14 protein-coding genes and 2 tRNA genes are annotated in these 21,541 nt (G+C 71.8%); 8 read left to right on the top strand and 8 right to left on the bottom strand.

Annotation, left to right across the window (positions count from 1 at the left end; genetic code table 11):
- Positions 1-36: 36 nt before the first annotated feature.
- Positions 37-891, bottom strand: a complete 855-nt coding sequence (locus tag ABT006_RS24440) for a phosphotransferase family protein (RefSeq protein WP_350709940.1) — start codon at positions 889-891, stop codon at positions 37-39.
- A 558-nt stretch (positions 892-1,449) separates the two neighbouring features.
- Between ABT006_RS24440 and ABT006_RS24435 the strand changes: the two genes are divergently transcribed.
- Entirely contained in the window at positions 1,450-1,926 is a 477-nt protein-coding gene (locus tag ABT006_RS24435; protein WP_350709938.1) for a MarR family winged helix-turn-helix transcriptional regulator, read from the top strand.
- A gap of 51 nt (positions 1,927-1,977) precedes the next feature.
- Here ABT006_RS24435 and ABT006_RS24430 read toward each other — a convergent pair whose 3' ends face one another.
- Positions 1,978-2,976: a LuxR C-terminal-related transcriptional regulator gene (locus tag ABT006_RS24430; RefSeq protein ID WP_350709937.1), complete on the bottom strand. Its 999-nt coding sequence runs from the start codon at positions 2,974-2,976 to the stop codon at positions 1,978-1,980.
- Positions 2,977-3,096: 120 nt separating this feature from the next.
- Between ABT006_RS24430 and ABT006_RS24425 the strand changes: the two genes are divergently transcribed.
- Positions 3,097-6,465 carry a S8 family peptidase gene (locus tag ABT006_RS24425; protein WP_350709935.1) on the top strand — a complete coding sequence of 1,123 codons (3,369 nt, stop codon included), beginning with the start codon at positions 3,097-3,099 and terminating at the stop codon, positions 6,463-6,465.
- A 130-nt stretch (positions 6,466-6,595) separates the two neighbouring features.
- Here ABT006_RS24425 and ABT006_RS24420 read toward each other — a convergent pair whose 3' ends face one another.
- From ABT006_RS24420 to ABT006_RS24400, 5 genes are all read right to left on the bottom strand, one after another.
- Positions 6,596-6,802, bottom strand: coding sequence for a hypothetical protein (locus tag ABT006_RS24420; protein WP_350709933.1), 207 nt, complete (start codon positions 6,800-6,802; stop codon positions 6,596-6,598).
- Positions 6,803-7,101: 299 nt separating this feature from the next.
- Entirely contained in the window at positions 7,102-8,118 is a 1,017-nt protein-coding gene (locus ABT006_RS24415; RefSeq protein ID WP_350709931.1) for a DUF817 domain-containing protein, read from the bottom strand.
- Between the two features lie 228 nt (positions 8,119-8,346).
- Positions 8,347-8,418: transfer RNA gene (locus tag ABT006_RS24410), tRNA-Pro, on the bottom strand.
- A 9-nt stretch (positions 8,419-8,427) separates the two neighbouring features.
- Positions 8,428-8,500 (bottom strand) — tRNA-Lys (locus ABT006_RS24405).
- 20 nt (positions 8,501-8,520) lie between these two features.
- Positions 8,521-9,933: a hypothetical protein gene (locus ABT006_RS24400; RefSeq protein ID WP_350709929.1), complete on the bottom strand. Its 1,413-nt coding sequence runs from the start codon at positions 9,931-9,933 to the stop codon at positions 8,521-8,523.
- Positions 9,934-10,256: 323 nt separating this feature from the next.
- Between ABT006_RS24400 and argS the strand changes: the two genes are divergently transcribed.
- The 6 genes from argS (at position 10,257) to ABT006_RS24370 (ending at position 18,426) form a co-directional block, all read left to right on the top strand.
- Positions 10,257-11,975, top strand: coding sequence for an arginine--tRNA ligase (gene argS, locus ABT006_RS24395; protein ID WP_350709927.1), 1,719 nt, complete (start codon positions 10,257-10,259; stop codon positions 11,973-11,975).
- A gap of 89 nt (positions 11,976-12,064) precedes the next feature.
- On the top strand, positions 12,065-13,078 hold the full coding sequence (gene mtnA, locus ABT006_RS24390) for an S-methyl-5-thioribose-1-phosphate isomerase (protein WP_350709925.1): 1,014 nt from the start codon (positions 12,065-12,067) through the stop codon (positions 13,076-13,078).
- 34 nt (positions 13,079-13,112) lie between these two features.
- Positions 13,113-15,071: a bifunctional aldolase/short-chain dehydrogenase gene (locus tag ABT006_RS24385; protein ID WP_350709923.1), complete on the top strand. Its 1,959-nt coding sequence runs from the start codon at positions 13,113-13,115 to the stop codon at positions 15,069-15,071.
- A 722-nt stretch (positions 15,072-15,793) separates the two neighbouring features.
- Positions 15,794-16,741 (top strand): hypothetical protein, encoded by a 948-nt coding sequence (locus tag ABT006_RS24380; RefSeq protein ID WP_350709921.1) that lies wholly within the window; start codon positions 15,794-15,796, stop codon positions 16,739-16,741.
- A gap of 441 nt (positions 16,742-17,182) precedes the next feature.
- Positions 17,183-17,818 (top strand): GNAT family N-acetyltransferase, encoded by a 636-nt coding sequence (locus ABT006_RS24375; protein WP_350709919.1) that lies wholly within the window; start codon positions 17,183-17,185, stop codon positions 17,816-17,818.
- Between the two features lie 167 nt (positions 17,819-17,985).
- A complete protein-coding gene (locus ABT006_RS24370; protein ID WP_350709917.1) occupies positions 17,986-18,426 on the top strand; it encodes a hypothetical protein in 441 nt (146 codons plus the stop codon).
- 454 nt (positions 18,427-18,880) lie between these two features.
- Here the strand turns inward: ABT006_RS24370 and ABT006_RS24365 are convergent, their stop codons facing one another.
- Entirely contained in the window at positions 18,881-21,541 is a 2,661-nt protein-coding gene (locus tag ABT006_RS24365; RefSeq protein WP_350709915.1) for a S8 family serine peptidase, read from the bottom strand.

Genomic DNA, 21,541 nt, shown 5'->3' with positions numbered 1-21,541 from the left:
ACCGATCCGCAGAGGGGCTCGATGTCGCGGCGCTGATCAGGGGAACAGCCATGTCATCGCCTCCAGGCTCTTGCTCACGTACGCGTCCTGCCCGGTGTCGACTCCGTACGTCATGTCCTCGAACAGCGTGCACCGGGCGTAGAAGACCGCTCGGTCGTGCAGGCCCTCGCGGTCGGGCTCGGGTGCGTCGTACCTGGCCAGGGCGAGGTCGAGTGCGTGTGGGCCGAGGTCGCGACAGATCAGGCCGAAGTCGTAGGCAGGGTCGGCGATGGCGGCGTCCCCCCAGTCGATGATGCCGGTGACCTCACCTTTGTCGGGGTCGACGAGGACATGTTCGATGCCGAGATCATTGTGGGTGAACACCGAGGTGTGCGGTGCTGGCGGCGGGGTGGACCGGAAGAAGGCGTCGACGGCTGGCCGATGTCGAGGTGGAATGTGCCCGGCGACAATCGAGTGGAACTCCTCGGCGTCGCGGTGCCACTCGGTCAGCGGCGTGTCGTCGATGTCGACCAGCCCGGCCACGCGGTCGGCGGGGATGGCGTGAAGGGCGCGGAGAAGGTCACCCAGGGCGGGCGCGGCTGACGGGATCAGCGCCGGGCGCGATGCCTCGGGAATCGACAGGAGCGGGCGACCGCGCAGTTTGGGGTACGCCAGAACGCCGAGCTCGGCCGCCGCGAGCGATGGTTGGGGCACCGGTAGCGGTGATGCGGGTGCGACCACCTGTAGCAGTTGGAATTCACGGGTCGCGCGGGCGGTGCGCTCGTCAGAGTCGGGGTCTTTGGAGATCCGGACCACGAGTTCGGCGTTCACCTCGTACGAAATGTTGTCCAGGCCCGCCCCGAGCGGGATCACCGACGTGACGTGGATGTCCGGCAGGTGGGCGGACACCATCTGCCGTACGGTCTGTTGGTCGTCCCACTCGGAAATGGTGGGACCGGGTTGTCCGGGCACGGGGCCTCCAGGATGTGGTGCGACGGCTGACGTCGGGACTGAGATGCTGGAAGTGGCCTGGGTGTCTTCGCGCGATCAACGGTGGCCGGTGGACGAGCTATGCGCGACACCGCTGACGTCGCCGTGGCAGGACACCCACCACAGCGAGGCCGACAATCACGGTGACCACGCCGGCGGCCAGCCATCCGGGCGACCCACCCGTGACGGGGCGACAGTCGGCGACGCACAGGATCGGCCTTGTCCGTACCAGGTCGGCGCCCTGCAGTACCCATAACAGGCCAAGCAGGACGAGGGTCGTTCCGGCGACCATCCTCGCGGTCCTACGCCATCTCACGGCCACGCCCCTTCCGGTTCGGTGAGTGTCGGGATGCGTCAGAGGCATCCCGCAGCCGGCGTCGCTGTCGCGGGGACGGCAACCGGCGGCGAGCTGCCGGCCCGGGCGCTAGCGGTCGGCTAGGCTGGAAGTATTCAAGTAGCCTTAGAAGGCGAGATTATAAGGTGTCCGAACAATCTACAAGTGGCAAGCCGTTCCTGCCGCAGCTCATCGGTCAGGCGTTCAACCTGGTCCTCGACCAGCTTCACCACCACCTCGTCGAGACCGGATACGGCGACCTGCGACCCACCCACTACCTCAACGTGTTCCGGTTCATCGACTGTGACGGCACCCGGCCCACCACCCTCGCCCGGCGAGCCGGGATGACCCCGCAGGCGATGAGCGAGCTTGTGGGCTACCTGGAGCAACGCGACTACGTGCGGCGTGTCCCGGACCCGACCGACGGCCGCGGCCGCGTCGTCGTCTACGCCGACCGCGGCACCCGGGCCGCCGAGGTCGCCACGAGATTCTTCGCGGACCTGGAGGCCCGCTGGGGCGCCACGGTCGGCCACGACCGCCTCCAGGACGTCACGTCCGCTCTCGCTCAGATCCTCGACGCCTCTCCTCGCGGAGCCGCGACGTCGAAACCCTCCACGCCATGACACCACCCGGTCGACGCCGTTCCTGCCGGCCCGGGCCTGCTGGTCCGGCTGCTACCTCACCGGCCAGCCCTGCCGGCCCAGCGCGACGCCGGCCTGGAACCGCGTGCTCACGCCGAGGCGCCGCTGGATCTCGGAGATCCTGCGGCGCACCGTCTGCGCCGACACCCCCAGTCGGGCGGCGATCGCCTCGTCCTTCATGCCGCTGGCCATCAGGGTCAACACCGTGTCCTCGTCGGCCGCCCGGGACCTGGCGGACGGGTCCTGGCCGTTGAACCGCAGTTGCACGCCGCGCTCCCAGTAGATGTCCCAGAGTGCGACGAGCGCGTCGAGCAGGGCGCACTCGTGCACCACCAGGCCGGCGTCCACGGCCTTGATCGGGTCCGACTGGACGAACGGCACCAGCGCGGTGTGGCGGTCGGACATGGACAGCTTCATCGGCAGCCCCTTCACGACCCGCGCCTCCTCCCCGAGCGCAACCATTCTCTGGGCGTGCTCGAGCACGCCGGGTTGCTTCAGCGCCTCCTCGTCGTAGATCGCGCGGGATGGCACGCCTCGGGCGAGCAGCCGCTCCTGCAGCGGCTCAGAATCGTCGGGCCGCTGCTGCGCGAACGGCGGCAGGACGAAGACGTCCAGGCTGCGGCGCGCGCTCAGCTGCAGCTGCTTCCAGCGTTCGGCGTACGCCTCACGACTGGTCACGACCTCGATCAGCTCGGTGACCCGTTCCTGCTCGGCCGGCACGCGGTGCAGCGCCGCGAGCCGCTTCGCGTCGAGGCGTACCTGATGCAGCGCCTCCTCCCGGGAGCGGACCAGGACCTCGACCACGACGTCCGGGGGCACCGACTGGTAGCGGGCCGGGGAGCCGCTGCGCCGGGTGACCATCGCCTTGCTCTCCAGTTCGGACAACGCGCCGCGCAGCCTCCGCTGACCGAAGCCGGTCAACGCCCGCAGTTCGGTCACGCTCGCCCCGGGGTTGGCCAGCAACGACCGGTAGACCTTCTCGGCGCTGTCGCCGACGCCCACCTCGTCCAGCACCCGCTCGTTACGTCGCACGGCCCGGACCCCCCTGATCACTTCTCGACAACGGTGACTATCGATCATCATAAGTCCTTGACCTTGGCGCGCACCCACAGGAGGTTTACGAGGAAATTTGAAGATCCGTCTGGAGGAAGCGTGCATCTCCGCAGACCCGCGCTGGCCGGTGTGCTGGCGCTCGCACTAGCCGGGGCGGTGCCCACCGCCGCGTCGGCGGGCCCTGACCGCCCGTCCGGCCTGACACCCGTCGCCAACCCGTCCGCCACGGAGACCGTCACCCTCGTCACCGGCGACCGGGTTGCCGTGCAGGCCGGGCCTGACGGGCGGACCGCCTTCACCATCCAGGAGGCCGACCGCGACGGCGACGTCTCGTTCGAGACGCTCACCTACGGCGACGACACCTACATCATCCCGTCCGACGCCGCGCCGTTGGTTCCCGAGGTGCTGGACCGGGAGCTGTTCAACGTCACCAAGCTGGCCGAGTACGACTACCACGAGTCGGTGCCGGTGATCGTCAGCTACGAAAAAACGAAGGCTCCCCGCACCCTCTCCGCGCCAGCGGGCGCGAAGGCCACGGCGCATCTGTCGAGCATCAACGCGGTCGCCGCCACCATCGACCGCAGCGGGCGCTGGTGGCGCTCCGCGCAGCCCTCGGGCGCGGCCGGAGACATGAAGCTGGCCCGCACCGGAATGCTGGCCGGCGTCGACAAGGTGTGGCTCGACGGCATGGCCAAGGTGACGCTCAGCGACAGCGTACGGCAGATCGGCGCGCCCGAGGCGTGGGCCGCCGGCTACGACGGCACCGGGGTCACCGTGGCCGTACTGGACACCGGCGTCGATGCGGATCACCCGGATCTCAAGGGCAGGGTGCTGGCCGCGCAGGACTTCACCGACAGCGGCGACCCGCGCGACCGGCACGGGCACGGCACCCACGTGGCGTCGACGATCGCCGGCACCGGAGCGGCCTCCGGCGGCAAGTACACCGGTGTGGCACCGAAGGCGCAGCTGCTCAGCGGAAAGGTGTGCGTCCAGGAGGGCTGCCCGTTCTCGGCGATCATGCTCGGGATGGAGTGGGCCGCCACCCAGGGGGCGGACGTGGTGAACATGAGCCTCGGCGGTGGCTTCAGCGACGGCTCCGACCCGCTCAGCCAGACGGTCAACGCCCTCACCGAGCAGCACGGCACCCTGTTCGTGATCGCCGCCGGCAACTCCGGACAATCCGGCGAGGGCTCGGTCGACGCGCCCGGCGCGGCCGACGCGGCGCTGACCGTGGGCGCGGTCGACAGGGCCGAAAAACTCGCCTACTTCTCAGGGCACGGGCCGCGGCTGGTCAACTATGGAATCAAGCCGGATCTCACCGCCCCCGGCGTCGGCATCGTCGCCGGCCGTGCCTCCGGGACCGCCATGGGCAGCCCGGTCGACGACCACTACACGGCCGCCTCGGGCACCTCCATGGCGACCCCGCACGTCGCCGGTGCGGCGGCGCTGTTCCTGCAGAAGCACCCGGGCACGTCTCCCGCCGCTGCCAAGGCGGCGTTGGCGAGCACGGCGGTGCCGAACGGCGACCTCGCGGTCTACCAGCAGGGCGGCGGGCGACTGGACGTGCGCAACGCCCTCAACTCGCCGGTGCTGCCCGACCGGTCACCGCTGGATCTCGGCTTCTTCACCTACCCGCAGGACAAGACCGCCCCGGTGAGCACCACGGTCAGCTACACCAACCGCAGCACGAAGACCGTCACCGTCGACCTGGCGCTCGACGTCGAGAACCGGGCCGGAACCGCCGCGGGCGCCGACATGCTCGCCGTCTCGCCGGCCTCGCTGACGATCGAGCCCGGTGCCACCGCCAAGGCCACGGTCACCGTGGACGTCCGGGTCGGCGAGCCCGGGATCTACGGCGGCTACCTGACGGCCAGCCAGAACGGCACGGCGGTCAACCGCATCCCGGTCGGGTACTACAAGGAGGAGATCCGTTACGAACTGCGGGTGAAGGGCATCGACCGCGCCGGCCGGCCCGCCAGCGCGCTCGGCATGATCGACGTACTGGACGTGGTAGACCCCGGCCGGTTCATGGAGATCAGCAACCGGTTCGACGACGGTGTGGTCACCCTGCGGGTGCCGGCGGGCGTCTACTCGGTGGCCGGCCTCATCTACACCCAGAGCGAGCAGCAGGGCTCGCGGCCGGAACAAACCTGGGTCGGCGACCCCGAGATCGAGATCAACGGCGACACGACGCTGGTGTTCGACGCGCGGCGGGCCGCGCCGGTCAGGATCGTGACCCCGGAGCCGGCCACACCGACCGGCATCGCGACCCTGGGGTGGTGGCGTCAGAGCACATCGGGCTGGCCGTTCGCCCACAACTTCCACGGATCCCCCTCGCCGCTGTCCGCGGTGCCGACCGAGTCGGTCACCCGCGGCGAGTTCGAGCTGTACACCCGGCAGCGGCTCGTGGCCGGGCCGCAGAACTCGATCCTGTACGACCTGGTCGTGCCGTTCCACGAGCGGGTGCCCGCCGACCCCACCTTCGTGGCCGATCCGGCCCGGCTGGCCAGGGTGAACAGCCGCTACCACAGTGACGTCGCCGCGCACACGATGCTCGAGCTGCGGCACTTCTACCGGCCGTGGTCGCTCTCGTCGAGCCAGGTGGTGGCACTGCATGCGGCGCCTCGGGAGCGCGTCGAATACCTGGTGGCCGAGGAGAACTGCTACGCGCAGTGGATGTACGGAGCGGTCGCGTACGTCGGGCAGTTGAGGGAGCCGACCACCTGTTACAAGCCGGGTGAGCGGCGCGACCAGAGCTGGTTCCGGCAGGTGGCCCGGCCCGGGTTCAATGGCGGCAACCAGCTCGATCCGGGCGTGCCGACGACCCGCGACGGCGACCTGGTCTCGCTGTCGATGGTCGAGTGGCTGGACTCCGACGGGCACCACGGCACGGCGGACACCACAGTCGACACCGCCGCCGTCCGCATCTACGAGAACGGCAGGCTGATCGGCGAAGGCCCGCGCCCCCGGGGCTCCATCACGGTCAGCCCGAAGGCGGCCGAGCACCGGATCGAGTTGGACGTGGCCCGCAAGGCGGCCTGGTGGACCACCTCCACCGAGACCCGCACCGCCTGGACCCTCCGGTCGAAGGGTTCCACCTCGGGCCCGGTGGTGCTGCCCCTGCTACAGGTCGACTACGACGTCCCGGTGGACCTGCTCAACACCACCGCACCGCCGAATGGTCGGCAGGGTCCGTCGACCGTCGGGCTCACCGTCGGCCACCAGGCCGGTGCCGACGGTCCGGCGATCGGCGGAGCCAAGGTGTCGATTTCGTACGACGACGGCGTGACCTGGCAGCAGCGCCCGGTCCGGGGCCAAGGCGACGGCCGGTTCGAGGTGGTCCTCGACAACCGCGACCCGGCGGAGACCAACGGCTTCGTGGCACTGCGGGTCGAGGCGTGGGACGCCGACGACAACCGGATCGAGCAGACGATCACCCGGGCCTGGCAGCTGCCACCCGCCCGCTGAGCCCATGAGGCTCCGGTAGGCGGGCCGAGCACAACCACCGAGGTTGGCCGGTTGACGACGGCGGTCGTCGACCGGCCAACCGCTCTGGAAGCGCCCGCCGGGCCGGCCCAGCCGTTTCGGCTCGGCGCGGTCAGCCGGCCGGCGGGATCTTCCAGACCTCGTTGAAGGCGATGCTGTCGAAAAACGCCGTCCCGTCGACCACCTTGCCGTCGCGGAAGGTCAGGAACCAGGCGACGGTGCTGTCGTGGGTGGTGCCGGTGACGGTGACGCCGGTGCCGTCGAACACCGCGATGACGGTGTCCGCGTCCGGGTCCTCGTAGATCGCCCGCACGCGCACCGGCCGGTACGGCTGTCCGGCCTGAATCGCGCGTTGAACGGCCGCAGCGCCCTGGTGACGAAGTCGTCGGCGCCGTGGTACGTACCCGCCACCACCGAGTTGCCGACGATCTCCCACCGCATGTCGGGTGCGAAGATGTCGGAGATGGCGCCGGTGCCGGCGGACCAGTTCGTGAGGGCGCGGGAGACGATGTCCCGGTTCGTCGCCATGAGCCGGACCGCCCTTCGCTGTCGTGCGGGCGCCGCGGCCGGACCGCACGGCGGCGCGATCGATCATGTCGTCAGGTGTTCAGGCCCACTCTATCGACGGTCGGGTCGACCGAGGTCAAGTCGGCGGATCGCGGAAGTCGTACAGCGGGTCGCGCGGGTCATTCCGGTCGGCGGACCGGGCGACCTGTCGCTCCGCTGCGCCGACTCGGGCCAACCCGCCGGGAGGGGCCACCGCCGTGGGTTGTCGGGCGGCTGCGGCGGCGAGATCCAGGTGACCAGCACGACCGAGATGATCATGAGGAGGAACCACGACGCGAGCTTCTCCGGCGAAACCGGGTGCCAACCGCTCACCTGGCTCGGGTAGAGCCAAGCCTGCGACCAGGTGGCGATGTTCTCCGCGAGCCAGATGAAGAGGGCGACGAGGAGGAAGGCCAGCAGGAGCGGCATGCGCAGGCGGAACCGGAACACGCGGAACTGCATGACGCAGCGCCCGAACACCAGCGCGACGACGGCGACGAGCACCCATCGCACGTCCCGGACGTAGTGGTTGCTGAAGAAGTTGCCATAGATCGCGGCGGCCACGAGAGCCGTCACCCAGCGTCTCGGGTAGCGCGCGAAACGCAGGTCGAACAGCCGGTTGACCCGGACCATGTAGGAGCCGACGGCGGCGTACATGAAGCCGCTGAAGAGGGGCACCCCGGCGAGTCGCAGGACCCCGTCCGGCGCGTAGGACCACGAGCCGATGTGGGTCTTGAACAGTTCCATGGCCGTGCCGACGAGGTGGAACAGGACCACCACCCGCAGTTCGCGCGGGGTTTCCAGGCGTCCGGCCACCATCGCGATCTGGATGGCGACCGCGGCGAGAGTCAGGAAGTCGTTGCGGGCGAGTGCCGCGTCCGTCGGATACCAGAGGTGCGCCGCGAGGATGACCGCCAGCATCGCCGCACCGAACACGCACGCCCAGGCCTGTTTGAGCCCGAAGACCGCGAACTCGGCCAGCCAGCAGATCGGCCCACGCTCGGGCAGCCGGGCCAGGACCGCGCGGAAGCGGGCATCGATCGCGCGTTCGGCCGTGGTCAGGGCGGCTGGTCCGGACGGGGTACGCATCACCGCGACGCTATCGGCCGGCGTCGGTGGATCGGACGAGGGTCCAGAGGTGTCCGTTGCCGTACGGCCCCGGCAGCCCCGGCCAGCAGCCGCCGGAGCCGCACCCAGTCGCTCAGCGGAATCCACCGCAGGTCACCCGTCTGCTCAGCCGGCCGGAAATCGGGCACCACCTCGTTCAGACCGACGAGGTGCCGGACTGGCCGCCCTCGGCCGGTCGGCGTGGCGGAGATCCGTCGACCGGGCTCGAACCGGCGTCCTGCCGGTCCCTAGCCGGCTGCTCTACCACTGAGCTACAACGGATCCCGCGCGTCCCGATCGGCTGGGCTCGAACCAGCGTCCACCCGGTTAAGAGCCGGGCGCTCTACCGCTGAGCTACGACGGGCCGCCGACGATGTTCTCCGATCACTGCGGGCCCTGTCCACCGCGTTCCGGCAACGTGCTGGTCACGACGGCGGCGGGTACCTGGCGCTGTGCCCGGCCGGCCTTGGCCGGCTTGCCGGAGAACGCGCCGTCGGAGCGCAGCACGGATGCCCAGACCGGGTCGGCGATCGACACGCCGTGCACCAGTTCCGGCGTCGGCCGGAACACGCCGATGTCGCCCACCGACCGTGGCCACACCCAGCCTGATCTGGCGGGGTCGACACCGGCGTCCGCGCATGCCGCTTCCACGTCCCGGCGGGTGCAGGGTGCCGCCCCGTCGAGGACGTCCCAGGGCAGCGGCAGCCGCGTCCACACGCCCACGTCGGGGTGCGGGCCGCCGCCGGTGGAGCGGTGCCACGCGGCGAGGTCGGCGGCGATCAGCATCATCGCCTTGCCGGGGCAGGACACCTCCAGCAAGCCGATGCTGTCCGACGCCGCCAGGGTGTTGATCCAGGCCGCTCGGGCGGTGTTGTAGGCGCCGCACAGCAGATTCCACGTGGACGAGTCGTTACCCCGCCGGACGATCATGGTGGCGCGGTCGAACTCGCTGGCCGCCCACACCCGCTTGAGCAGACCCGCGACCTGCCGCATCGTCGCCCACCACCGGCCCAGCAGCTCACCCCGCCGTGCCTCGGACAGCCGCGCGAGCACCTCCGGGCTCGGCCAGACCTGCGCGACCATCCACCAGTCGGTGCCCGGGTTGTCGACGCAGCGGCGGAACAGCAGGTCAGCGATCTCGTCGTAGGGGTTCTCCCGGCCGGACAGGGTGAACTCCCGCCGCAGCTTGCGCTTCGCCGCGAGATAGGCGACGAAGCATCCCGCCCACGGGTCGGCGACGAACGCGTCCCGGTCGATGTCCGCCGCGAACCCGGCCCGCGCGATCATCGTCAGCTGCCGCTTGCTCCGCTCCGTCTCCAGCCGCCCCGCCTTCGCCGCCACCCGCTGGGCCACCCGGAAACGCCGGTTGTACTGCCGCTTCGAGATCTCGATCCCCGCCGAGGCCCGCGCCTCCCGGTTCAACCGGTCCCGCAGGAAGTCCAACCGCCGCGCATCGACGGCGCCGAGGGACTCGCTGAGCTGGACGCTGAAGTCCAGCAGCGAGGCCGGATCGTGCGCGTCGACATCAGCACCAGGCAGCTCGAACAGCCGCAGCGCCGCGTCGACCTGTCGTCCGCCGCCGACGGGACGGGCGAAGTCGGCCGACATCGAACTCCAGCCGTTCCACCGGGACGCGGCCCGGGCCACCCGGCCCAACACCATCCGCTCGCGCAGTCCCAGCCGGCCGCCGACAGCCCGCCACACCAGGAGCGCGACCTCCTCCGGTCGGCGCCGCTCGTCCAGCGACGCGTGCAGCGCGGCCAGCGCTTCGGCAGCGGACACCTCGGCAACAGACATGACCGCGATCCTGACAGCGGCCGACACGTGCGGCAATCGCATTCGTACGACCGCCGAACCTGGCGGAATCGGGGTGTCCCCGAACCGGCCGGCCCGCTACGCTGCCGTGCATGACCAGCGCGACCGCTCAGTGCACCGGAACGTCGTATGACGTCCAGGTCGGTGCGGAGCGACGCCGGCGATCCGTCGCCCGCCCGCGCTGACCTGTTCCCGGCGACCGGCGGATCGAGCCGCCGGCCAGCGCCGATCGTCCTCGGTCTGCCCGCATCTCCCCGTCCAACGGCCCGCGTGACAGCGCGGGTCCGAGCGAGATCGGCGTACCCATGGATCTTGAAAGGCTGCTCTCCGACCGGCTGGCACCGGCGTTCGCGACCGTGGCCGGCACCCCGGTCGATCCGACGGTGCGGCGTTCGCCGCGCGCGGACTTCCAGTCCGACGCGGCGCTGGCGCTGGCCCGGCGGCTCGGCCGCTCGCCCCGCGACCTCGCCGCCGAGGTGCTGGAGCACGCGGCGCTCGACGACGTCTGCGCGTCGGCGGAGGTCTCCGGGCCGGGCTTCCTCAACCTGACCGTGGCCGACCGGACGCTGGCCGACCTGGTTTCCCGGCTGGCCGGCGACGACCGGCTCGGCGTGCCGCCGGCGGCGGCGCCGGAGACCGTGGTGGTCGACTACTCGGCGCCGAACGTGGCCAAGGAGATGCACGTCGGGCACCTGCGCTCCACCGTCATCGGCGACGCGGCGGTACGGCTGCTGGACTGGCTCGGGCACCGTGTGGTGCGGGTCAACCACCTGGGCGACTGGGGCACGCCGTTCGGGATGCTGATCGAGCACCTGACCGACCTCGGCGAGGCCGAGGCGGCGCACGGGTTGTCGGTGGGTGACCTGGACTCGTTCTACAAGGCGGCCCGGGCGAAGTTCGACGCCGACGAGGTGTTCCGCGAACGGTCCCGGCGGCGGGTGGTCGCGTTGCAGGGCGGTGACGAGTCGACCCGGCGCCTGTGGCGACTGCTGGTGGAGCAGTCGGAGCGGTACTTCCTGTCCGTGTACGACCTGCTCGACGTGACGCTGACCGGAGGCGACTTCCGGGGCGAGAGCGCGTACAACGATCTGCTCGCCGACGTCGTCGACGACCTGGACCGGCTGGGGCTGCTGGTGCCCAGTGGCGGGGCGGACTGCGCCTTCCCGGCCGGGTTCACCGGCCGGAGCGGTGAGCCACTGCCACTGATCGTGCGCAAGGGCGACGGCGGCTACGGCTACCCGGCCACCGACCTGGCCGCGCTGCGGCAGCGCACCGGGGAGCTGGCGGCGACCCGGTTGCTGTACGTGGTCGGGCTGCCCCAGCAGCAGCACTTCGCGATGGTCTTCGCCGTCGCCGGGGCGGCCGGTTGGCTGCGCCCGCCGGCCCGGGCCGAGCATCTCGGCTTCGGCTCGATCCTCGGCGCCGACGGGCGGATGCTGCGCAGCCGGACGGGCGGGTCGGTGAAGTTGGTCGGCCTGCTCGAAGAGGCGGTGGCCCGCGCCACCGACCTGGCCCGGGCCAAGAACCCCGACCTGGACGCCGCAACCGCCGCCGAGATCGGCCGGGCCGTCGGCATCGGCGCGATCAAGTACGCCGACCTGTCCACCGACCGCAGGCGGGACTACGTCCTGGACTGGGAGCGGATGCTGTCGCTCGACGGCAACACCGCGCCCTACCTCCAGTACGCGTACTCCCGCATCCGGTCGGTGTTCCGGCGGGCCGGGACGGCCCCACGGCCCGGCGCGCCGGTCGTGCTCGCCGAGCCGTCGGAGCGGGCGTTGGCGATCGAGCTGCTCGGCTTCGCCGGGGTCGTCGGCAAGGTGGAGCGGAGCCTGGAGTTCCACCATCTCGCCAGCCACCTGCACCGGCTCGCGACCACGTTCAGCGCGTTCTACGAACGCTGCCCGGTGTTGCGCGCCCCCGACGAGCTGCGGCAGAGCCGGCTGCTGTTGGCCGACCTGACCGCCCGGACACTGCGGCAGGGGCTGCACCTGCTCGGCATCCGAACCCTCGAACGGATGTGACCCCACGGCGTGGTCACGGACCAGCGGGGAGGTAGCGGGGGAGCGGGTGGCCACCGTAGGTTATGGGCTTCGGACAGTGAGGGGTGTGGATGCGGACCATCGACTGGCGGGACGGTCTGATCATCGCGATCGACCAGACCCGGCTGCCGCACGAGGTCAAGTTCCTGGAGATCGGGACCGTCGAGGAGCTGGTCGCGGCGATCCGGTCGTTGGCGATCCGGGGCGCACCCGCGATCGGTGTCGCCGGGGCGCTCGGCGTGGCCCTCGCCGCCCGGCTGTATCCGGACGACCCGGCGGAGCTGCGACGGGCCGTCGACGCGATCCGGGCCGCCCGCCCCACTGCCGTGAACCTCGCCTGGGGCGTCGACCGCGTACGCGTCCGGCTCGAGGCCGAGGGCGCGGAGGCCGCCCTCGCCGAGGCCCTGACGGTGCTGGAGGAGGACGTCCGCTGCTGTCGTGCGCTCAGCGAGCGGGGTGCCCGCTGGCTGGTCGAGACGGTGGGGCCGCAGGTGGCGGTGCAGACCCACTGCAACGCCGGGGCCCTGGCCACCGTCGAGTGGGGCACCGCGCTGGGCGTGGTCCGTTCCCTCCAGCAGCACGGGGCGCTGGCCCACGTGTACGCCTCGGAGACCCGCCCGCTGCTGCAGGGCGCGCGGCTGACCGTGTGGGAGCTGGCCCAGATCGGCGCGCCGCACACCCTGGTGGTGGACTCGGCCGCCGCGTCGGTGCTGGCCCAGGGCCTGGTCGACGCGGTCGTGGTCGGCGCGGACCGGATCACCGCCAACGGTGACGTGATCAACAAGGTGGGCACCTACCCGCTGGCCCTGGCGGCGGCCCGCGCCGGGGTGCCGATGGTGGTCGCCGCCCCGGAGTCGACCGTCGACCTGGCCACCCCGACCGGCCGGGACGTCCACATCGAGGTACGCGCCCCCGAAGAGATCACCGCTCTCGGTGCAGCGGACCTGGCCCCGAAGGGCACCGGTACCCTCAACTACGCCTTCGACGTGACCCCGGCGGACCTGGTCACCGCCATCGTCACCGAGCGTCGGGTCATCCTGCCGACCGCCGGCGGCCGCCCCGACGACCCCACCGACCGGGCCTGACCGACCCCGACCCCTCCCGCGAGGAGCCGCCCCCATGCTCGACCGCTGGTCCGCCGCCGACGCCCCGGACGCCTCCGACCCGATCGCGCGACTCGTGTACGCGTCCCGGCTGCTCGGCGCCGACACCGACCTGGTGCTGCACGGCGGGGGGAACACCTCGGTCAAGACGACGGTCACCGACCTCACCGGGGAGCCGGTGGAGGTGCTCCACGTCAAGGGCAGCGGCTCCGACCTGGCGACCATGGACGCGTCCGGCTTCACCGCGCTGCGGCTGGACCGGCTGCGGGCGCTGCTGCGGCTGGAGCGGCTCGCCGACAGCGACATGATGAACGAGCTGCGCTGCGCCCGCCTCGACGCCACCGCGCCGGACCCGAGCGTCGAGACGCTGCTGCACGCGCTGCTGCCGTACCCGGCCGTGCTGCACAGCCACGCCGACGCGCTGCTCGCCCTGACCAACCAGCCGAAGGGCGACCGGCTGGTCGAGGAGGTCTACGGCGACCGTGTCGTCGTGGTCCCGTACGTCATGCCCGGTTTCGACCTGGCCCGGCTCTGCGCGGAGCTGTACCCGGCGCGCGCCCACGCCGGCACGGTCGGCGTGGTCCTGCTCAACCACGGGCTGTTCACCTTCGGCGCGGACGCCGAGGAGGCGTACCGCCGGCACATCGAGTTGGTCACCCTGGCGGAGGAGAGGATGGCCCTGCCGCGCCCCCGGGTGGCGCCGGCCACGCCCCGTCCGGTCGACCGGCTGCGCCTGGCCCGGCTGCGTCACGAGGTCTCCGCCGCGGCGGGCGCCCCGATGCTGCTCAGCCGCTACGAGGACCCGGCCGTGCAGGCGTTCCTCGACCGGCCCGACCTGGCGGCGGTCGCCACCCGCGGCCCGGTCACCCCGGACCACGTGCTGCGCACCAAGCGGATCCCGCTGGTCGGCACCGACGTGGCCGGGTACGCCGACGACTACCGCCGGTACGTCGAGCAGAACCGCTCCCGGGCCCGGACGGCGCTGACCACGCTCGACCCCGCGCCCCGGGTGATCCTCGATCCGGAGCTGGGGATGCTCACCGCCGGCCGCCGGGCGGCCGAGGCCATGATGGCCCGGGACATCTACCGGCACACCGTCGACGTGATCGAGGCGGCCGAGTCGGTCGGCGGCTATCAGGCCCTGTCGGCGCAGGACATCTTCGACATCGAGTACTGGGAGCTGGAGCAGGCGAAGCTGCGGCGGGGCGGCCCGGTGCCGGAGTTCGCCGGCGAGGTGGCCGTGGTGACCGGGGCCGCCTCGGGCATCGGCCGGGCCTGCGCCGAGGCGCTCCAGGCCCGGGGGGCCTGCGTGGTGGCCCTGGACCGGGACCCGTCGGTCGCCGCGTCGGACGGCCCGGCCCGGCTCGGCCTGACCGTCGACGTCACCGACTCCGCGGCCGTCGACGCCGCCCTCGACACGGCGGTGGACCGGTTCGGCGGGGTCGACATCGTCGTCGCGGCCGCCGGGATCTTCCCGGCCAGCCGGGAGATCGCCGGGCTGGACCCGGCCGACTGGCAGCGCACGATGGCGGTGAACGCGGAGTCGGTCGCGTACCTGTTCTCCCGGACCCACCCGCTGCTGGCGCTCGCGCCCCGGGGCGGGCGGGTCGTCGTGGTCGCCTCGCGCAACGCCCTGGCCCCCGGGCCCGGCGCCGTCGCCTACTCCGCGTCGAAGGCGGCGGTGACGCAGGTGGCCCGGGTGGCGGCGCTGGAGTGGGCGACCGACGGCATCCGGGTGAACGTGCTGCACCCCGACGCGGTCTTCGACACCGGGCTGTGGAACGCGGAGTTGCTGGAGGCTCGGGCCCGGCGCTACGGGCTGACCGTGGCGGAGTACACGCGCCGGAACCTGCTCCGTACGGAGATCACCAGCGCCCGGGTCGGCGACCTGGCCGCCACGCTCTGCGGGGAGACGTTCGCGGCCACCACGGGCGCGCAGATCACCGTGGACGGGGGGAACGAGCGGGTGATCTGAGGGCGCCGGCGCCTGGGCTCGCGGCGGCATCAGGTCCGCCCGGTCGGGCCTCGACGTCGAGCTAGCCGGCGACCCCGATGTGTGATGGCCGTGGTTGCGGTGGGCGCGGCGGGTGCCCGCGATGTGCCTTGTCGCGGTGTCCGCGGCCACGGTGCGGGCGTTGGCGACCCGGGTGTCCAACGAGGTTCGACATCATCCGTTCGGATTACCGGGGATCAACTGTTCGGTGGCGGCGGGGCCATCCTTATGGCAGACTCCTGGCGGGTTGTTTGACACGTATGTGTCACGCGGCGAGGGGATTGAGAGGCGCGGGCGCCAGCCGGTGTAGGACGGCCGGAGCCCGCGCCTCTCTTCACCGGTTGGGCGTAGTCGGAGGGGTCGGGGCCCTGTTCGGGCTTGCCGTACCGCTGGTGGGCTTCGACGCCCGCAGTGGATTCGTCAACGCGGGCAGGCCCGCCTCGACCGGGCCGGGGATGTCGCCGTAGCCGGCGGGTGCCGTCCGTCCGCGTGTCGGAGCGTGTCGATGCGTTCACTCTTGGCACAATCTGCGTCGTCGGGAAGAGCAGTCCCCGGAGGTGCGTGTGGTGCGGGTTCGCGGCCGATTCGCCCGGACGATGCTGCGTGGGGCGCTGGTGGTCGGTGGCGTCCTCGGAGCCTGGAGCGTGGCCGAGGCGGCAGCGGAAGAGCCTGCCCACGCTGCCGGACCGCCTCGCCTGTGTACGTTGGGCGACCTGCTGGACAGCGCCGGGGCCGTCGTGGACGGCTCGCTGTCCTGCGCTGCTTCGTCGTCCGCCGACCGTGGATCCCCGGCCATCGCCGGTGTGGGCGTCGGCCCGGCGGTGCCGGGGAAGCCGCGATGGGCGAGCTGGATGCCGGGCACGACGTCGCAGACCGGCAGGATCGCGCCGCCGGCACACCCGGAGGTGGGGATCTCCGTACGGGCGCCCAGTGGTGTGCACCTCGCGAAGGTGCGGGCACCAATGCGCCGGGCGGTGGACGCGATCCCGTCCGACGGAGTGGACCCAGTCGCCGAGGTGGCCGAACCGGTGACGCGTCGGGTCGTGGGCGATGCCCCGCCCGTCGTGCGGGAGGCCGCCGAGGCCGGCCTGCTGGAGCCGGTCGGCGCGGTCGTTCGTCCGGTGGTCGAGCCGGTCGTCGAGGCCCTGGCACCCGCCCTGGCGCCGGTGCTCGAGCTGACCCGGCCGATCATCGGCCCACCCGCCGCGCCCCCGCCTCCGGCCGGCGATCCGGCGGACGTGGTGCCTGCGCCGGCCGAAGACGTGCCGGCCGCCACGGCGCCCACCACTGACGAGGCGGGCCCGATGCCCGTGCCGCCGATGAATCGCGGCGTCCTGCCACACACCCCGAGCAGCGTGGCAACCACGTCACCCGCGACGACGCGGGAGTCGACGTCCGCCGGTGCGCCGGGCGCCGGCGCAACCGAGGCGAACCACCCGGTGCGGCAGTCCTCGCCGGCCCACATTCCCGGTGTCACGCCGGCCGCGTCCGGCAACTCGGCCGGCACCAACTCCGCCGGCGGGTGGACCGGCGCCGCCGTCGACCCCTCGCTGGGTTCGTGGACCCCGGACCTGGAGTCCCAGGGCTGGTGCGCGACCCGCTGCGAGGAACTCGCGGACCGGCCGCGTCAGCCCGACACCCGACCCGCCTGAGCCCTCCCGCCCGGTTCCGGACGCATCGTCGCCGTCACCATCGGAAGTCATCGGAGGCGCAACAGACCCCAAGGGACGGCGTACGGGTAGCGGCTCGCCATGTCGGCAACCCCGCTTCGCGCAGTGGTGGTCGCTGCCGCGCTGACGATCCGTACCGCTGGCGGCGCCGGCATCACCACGATCGCCTGGACGGTCCGCTGACGGGTCGCCGCTGTGGCCACCGGACCCGGGGCGGGCGAACGACCAGATGCGTGCCCGCACGACGAGGGCCCTGGGCTCGCGTACGGGCCGCTGGCGCTGCCCTGCCTCGACGCGGCGCCTCCCGTCGTACTGATCGAGCCGCCTGGACTCCCGGCGCCGTTGTCGGCCTGATCGACCAAGTCCATCTGCCCCGCGGCTACTCCGTCTGTCGAGCAGCCGTACCTGCGAAGAGGAGAAGCTGTGACGGAAACCCTGCCGCTCGGACGTGCCCGGTGGTGCGACATCGGCGAGGTCGTCCACCTCGTCGCCGATGCCCTCGCCACCAGCGCCGTCGGGGCATGGCTCGTACCCGACGAGCGCCGTCGACACGACGTGCTCCGCGCCGTCACCCGGATCTGGACCGAGCACGCGCTCCTCTTCGGCGAGGCCTACCTCCTCGCCGACCACTCCGCCGCCGCGGTCTGGTTCCACCGGTACGGCCGGATCCCGCCACCGACCGGATACGGCGAACGGCTCGCCGTCGCGTGCGGCGATCACCTCGACCGTTTCCTCTGCCTCGACGGCGTCCTGGCCGCCCATCGGCCCACCGGCCCCCACAACCACCTGGCGTTCTTCGCTGCCACGCCGGACCGGCGAGGCGCCAACCGCGCCGGCGCCCTGCTCACCACGAGCCACGCCCGGATGGACCACGCCTCGCTGCCTGCCTACACCGAGGCGACCACCCTCAATGAGCGTGACCTCTACACCCGGCACGGCTATGTCGCCCATGAGCCATTCACGCTCCCCGACGGGAGCACCGCCTACCCGATGTGGCGCAGCCCAGGAGCGGACAGTATGCCGTCACCGCTCACCCGACGCGGATCTGTCGGCCGCTGACCCCTCCCCACGCACCGCCGTGCCTGTCCGCCTTCCGCTCGCCTGCCCCCCGGGAGGGATCAATCCGGTGTCGACACCAGCTACGACAGGATCGCTTGGAGCGGGGCGCTGAGGTGCCGGCAGACCGAATTTCTCGTACGCGCCGTCTGAACGGCCTCCCGATCCGGGTGATCCTCGACTCCTCGGCGATCCTCGCGTTCGCCGAGGAGTCGATCGACGTGGGCGAGGTGATCGCCGAGGTGGCCGACGAGGGGTGCATGTTCGGGCTGCCGGTGGCGTGCCTTGCCGAGGCGTTTCGGCTGGCCGACGCGGACCGTCTCGACATGGTCGTCAACCACCCGGCCGCCGCGGTGCTGACGGTCGACCCACTCAACTGGCGGGCGTGCGCCATCACCCACCTCATGCTGGGGCGCTTCGACGCCGCGAGCGCTCTGCTCGCCGCCGTCGACAACGAGTGCCACCTGCTCACCGGACAGCCCGGCCTGTACGCGGCTCTCGCCGACGGGGGGCCGATCATCCCGCTCCAGGTCGGAAGACGGCCAACTGGCTGGCAGCACGGCTCGCCCGACTGGAGCGAGTGCCAGGTGCCGTTTCTCGAAGGATCGTGACGCCCGACGACGTAGCCGAAGGCGCCCGTGCAACCAGCCCGCTGCTCAGCGCCGAGCCCATGGTCGACACCGTCGACGCCCGCGCGACGGGGTCGGTCGGACGCGGCACCCGGCTCGCGGCCTGCCACCCTCGCGTCGGCAGCGAACGGCTGACTGTCGCGGTGGTCACCGAAGCTCGCGGGCGTAGCAGACCGACAGCGGCTCACCCTCGTACGGGCCGAAGTTGTCGACGCGGTGGCACCCCGACCTCATCGGTCGGCGCCGGTCCGGCCCCGTGGCGCATCCAGGTGGCTCGAGCCACTGCTGCCAGGACGTGCGGGCCCGGGGCGGCGAGCTCGCCGCCCCGGGAATGGACGTGCCTGGGCACGATCTCGCCTCATCGGTCGCCGGCCAGCCGACGAGAGAACCGACCGGCCGGAGCCAGGCTCCAGCCGGTCGGTCCGGTCCACCGTCGTCACTGGACGATGGACGCCTCCAGGTGGAACGGGTTGCTGCCCAGTGGGCTGGTGCGCCGGGACTCGACCACGAACTCCCACACCCCGGGCTCGGGGTTGACGTAGGTGCGGCGCAGCGGGTCGCAGCCGTTGCCGTCGAGGTAGTTGGCGTAGCAGTAGATCGTGCCGGCGGCCGACTTCTCGCCGTTGACTCCCTGCGGGCTGAACGCCCACCAGCGGGTCTGGCTGCCCTCGGCGAGGCGGGACAGGTCGACCGTCATGGACTTGGTGCCGGCGGGAACCGCCACCGAGTAGTGGACGGTGCCGTTACGGGACACCGTTCCGTCGGCCGACCAGGTCGTACCGACCGTGAGCGGCGCGGCGGCCTCGATCACGAGCATGGCGTGCTGCTCGACGGCCTTGGTCCGGGCGCTGTCGACGACCAGCATGGCGCCGTGGGTGCCCTGGGTGCGCGGAGTAGCGGTCACCTGGATCGTGGCGGGGACGTCCTTCGTCAGGGCGACGGTCTTCGGCGTGGCGAAGGTGCCGTCGTCGCCGACGAGCCGCAGCTGGTACTCCACCGGGCCGGCAGCGCCACTGGTCCGGGTCAGGGTGACCGTGTAGTCGCGGGACTCGCCGACGCGCTGGCCGCCGCTGCCCGGCGCGCAGTCGTTGAACAGGCCGCTGCCGCGGTGTGGCGTCCGCAACTTGCCGGACAGCACGGTGCAGACCGGGGCGGAGACAGTCACGTCGTCGCTGGCGACACCCCTGTCGTCCTTCCGCAGGTACCTCCAGGCCTCCTTGACGTTCATCTGGCCGCGGCCCTGGGCGATGACGTCCACGTTCCGGTGGAAGTCGGCCGAGGAGTAGATCGCGTTGCGAAGCTCGGCCGAGGTCACGTCGACCCCCGACTGCCGGGCGGCGGAGAGCAGCAGCGCGGCGGCACCGGCGGCCTGCGGGGACGCCATCGAGGTGCCGTTCATCATCGAGTAGCCCGGTGGCAGGGTGTAGCCGGTCTCGGCGACCGACGCGCTGGGGATCCAGTCCGGTGTCGGAGCGACGGCGGAGCCGGGAGCGGTGATGTCGGGCTTGAAGCCGCCGTCCTCGCGCGGACCCCGTGAGGAGAACGGCATGATGTCGTGGTCGACCGTGACCTTCGAGCCGTAGTTGACCCACCAGGTGTCCCGCGAGACCGACGCGCCGACGCTGACCACCTTGTCGGCGCCGGTCGGGTCGCCGACGGTGTTGGCGCCCGCACCCGAGTTCCCGGCCGAGATGAACATCTGCACACCGGTCTCGTCGATCAGCCGGTTGTAGAGCAGGGCCTGCGCGCTCTGGCCGTCGTTGAGGGCCGGACTGGCGCCGATGGACATGTTGATGACATCCACGCCGTGGGTCGTGGCCAGCTCGATCATGCCGTCGGTGAGGGCGGCGCTGGAGCAGCCGAGGGAGTGGCACGCCCGCATGGACACCAAGGTGGCGCCGGGAGCCTGGCCGTCCATGGCGCCGCCGAACATGCCGTTGGCGGCGGCGATGCCGGCGACGTGGGTGCCGTGGCCCTCGTTGAGCGTGTTGATGTTCACCGCGTCGCCCCCGTTGGACGAGATGTCCAGCTCGATGTCGACGGTGAAGGGAACCCGCTCGTTGACCTTGGTAGCCGGGTCGTCGGTGCCCAGGTAGCCGACCTGGCGGTCGGCCTTGAACGGCCGCATCAGCTCCTCGTCGGTGAAGTCGCGGTCCTGGTCGGTGTCGACCCACACCGCCTGGTCGGACTCCCGGTAGAGCACGCCCAGGTAGCTGCCGGACAGACTGGAGATCGAGATCTTCTTGACCGAGATGTGCAGGTCGTCGTCGGCGGGACCGGTCCACGTCTGCCTGAGCACGCGATCGGTGAACGTCGGGCCGGAGACCTTGTTCGTCGGCAGCATGCTGTACCAGGTCTGGTCGAACAGCAGGTCGATGAAGTTGGTCTGGGAGGTGGCGACGACCGTGTCGACGAGCTTGCGTTCACCGGTCGTGGTGGTCGCGAGGGCCGGATGCGTCGGATCGATCCCGGTGTCCATGATCCCGATGGTCACGCCGCGACCGTCGTACGTGGGATGCGTGGCCTTGAAGTCGACCGACTTCGTCTCGTTGGTCGGCAGGTAGGCATTGTCGGCCGGGGTCGTCGCGGACGGCGCCGGTGGCTTGGCCCCGGGGCCGGCGGCGGCGACCGTCGCGTCGGTGACCCCCAGGTCCGGGCGGGTTTCGTCCAGCTTGAGCAGCTCGTCGACGTCCACCCTGACGACGTCGTCGAGGGCGACGACCTTCTCGACGTCGTCGAACGACACGTTGGCCTTGAGGTAGCCGACCCGGGACTCCGTCCTCGTGACGTCGGCGCCGAGCGCGACCAACGCCCGCTCGGTCTGTTCGGTCCGGCCATCCCGTACGGCGATCATCAGGGTGACGAAGTCGGGGGCCGGCCGGTCGGCGCCGGCCGGGGTGCTCCGCAGGAGGCGTTGGCGGGCGTACTGCGCGATGAGGGCCCGGTCGTGGCTGCCGAGCTTGTCGCCCGTACCGGTCGACGGCTGCGCCTGGGCCGGCGCGGCAAGGATCGACAGGCCGCCGGCCGCGACGATGGCGGCGAGGGCCGCCGCGGTCCGCCGGCGCCGGTACGGGTACGCGGTTGTGTGACGTGGCAT

Source organism: Micromonospora sp. NPDC002717, assembly GCF_040295705.1.
GTDB lineage: Bacteria > Actinomycetota > Actinomycetes > Mycobacteriales > Micromonosporaceae > Micromonospora.
Note: the sequence above shows the minus strand (reverse complement) of the source record. Positions and strands in the feature narration are given on the sequence as shown.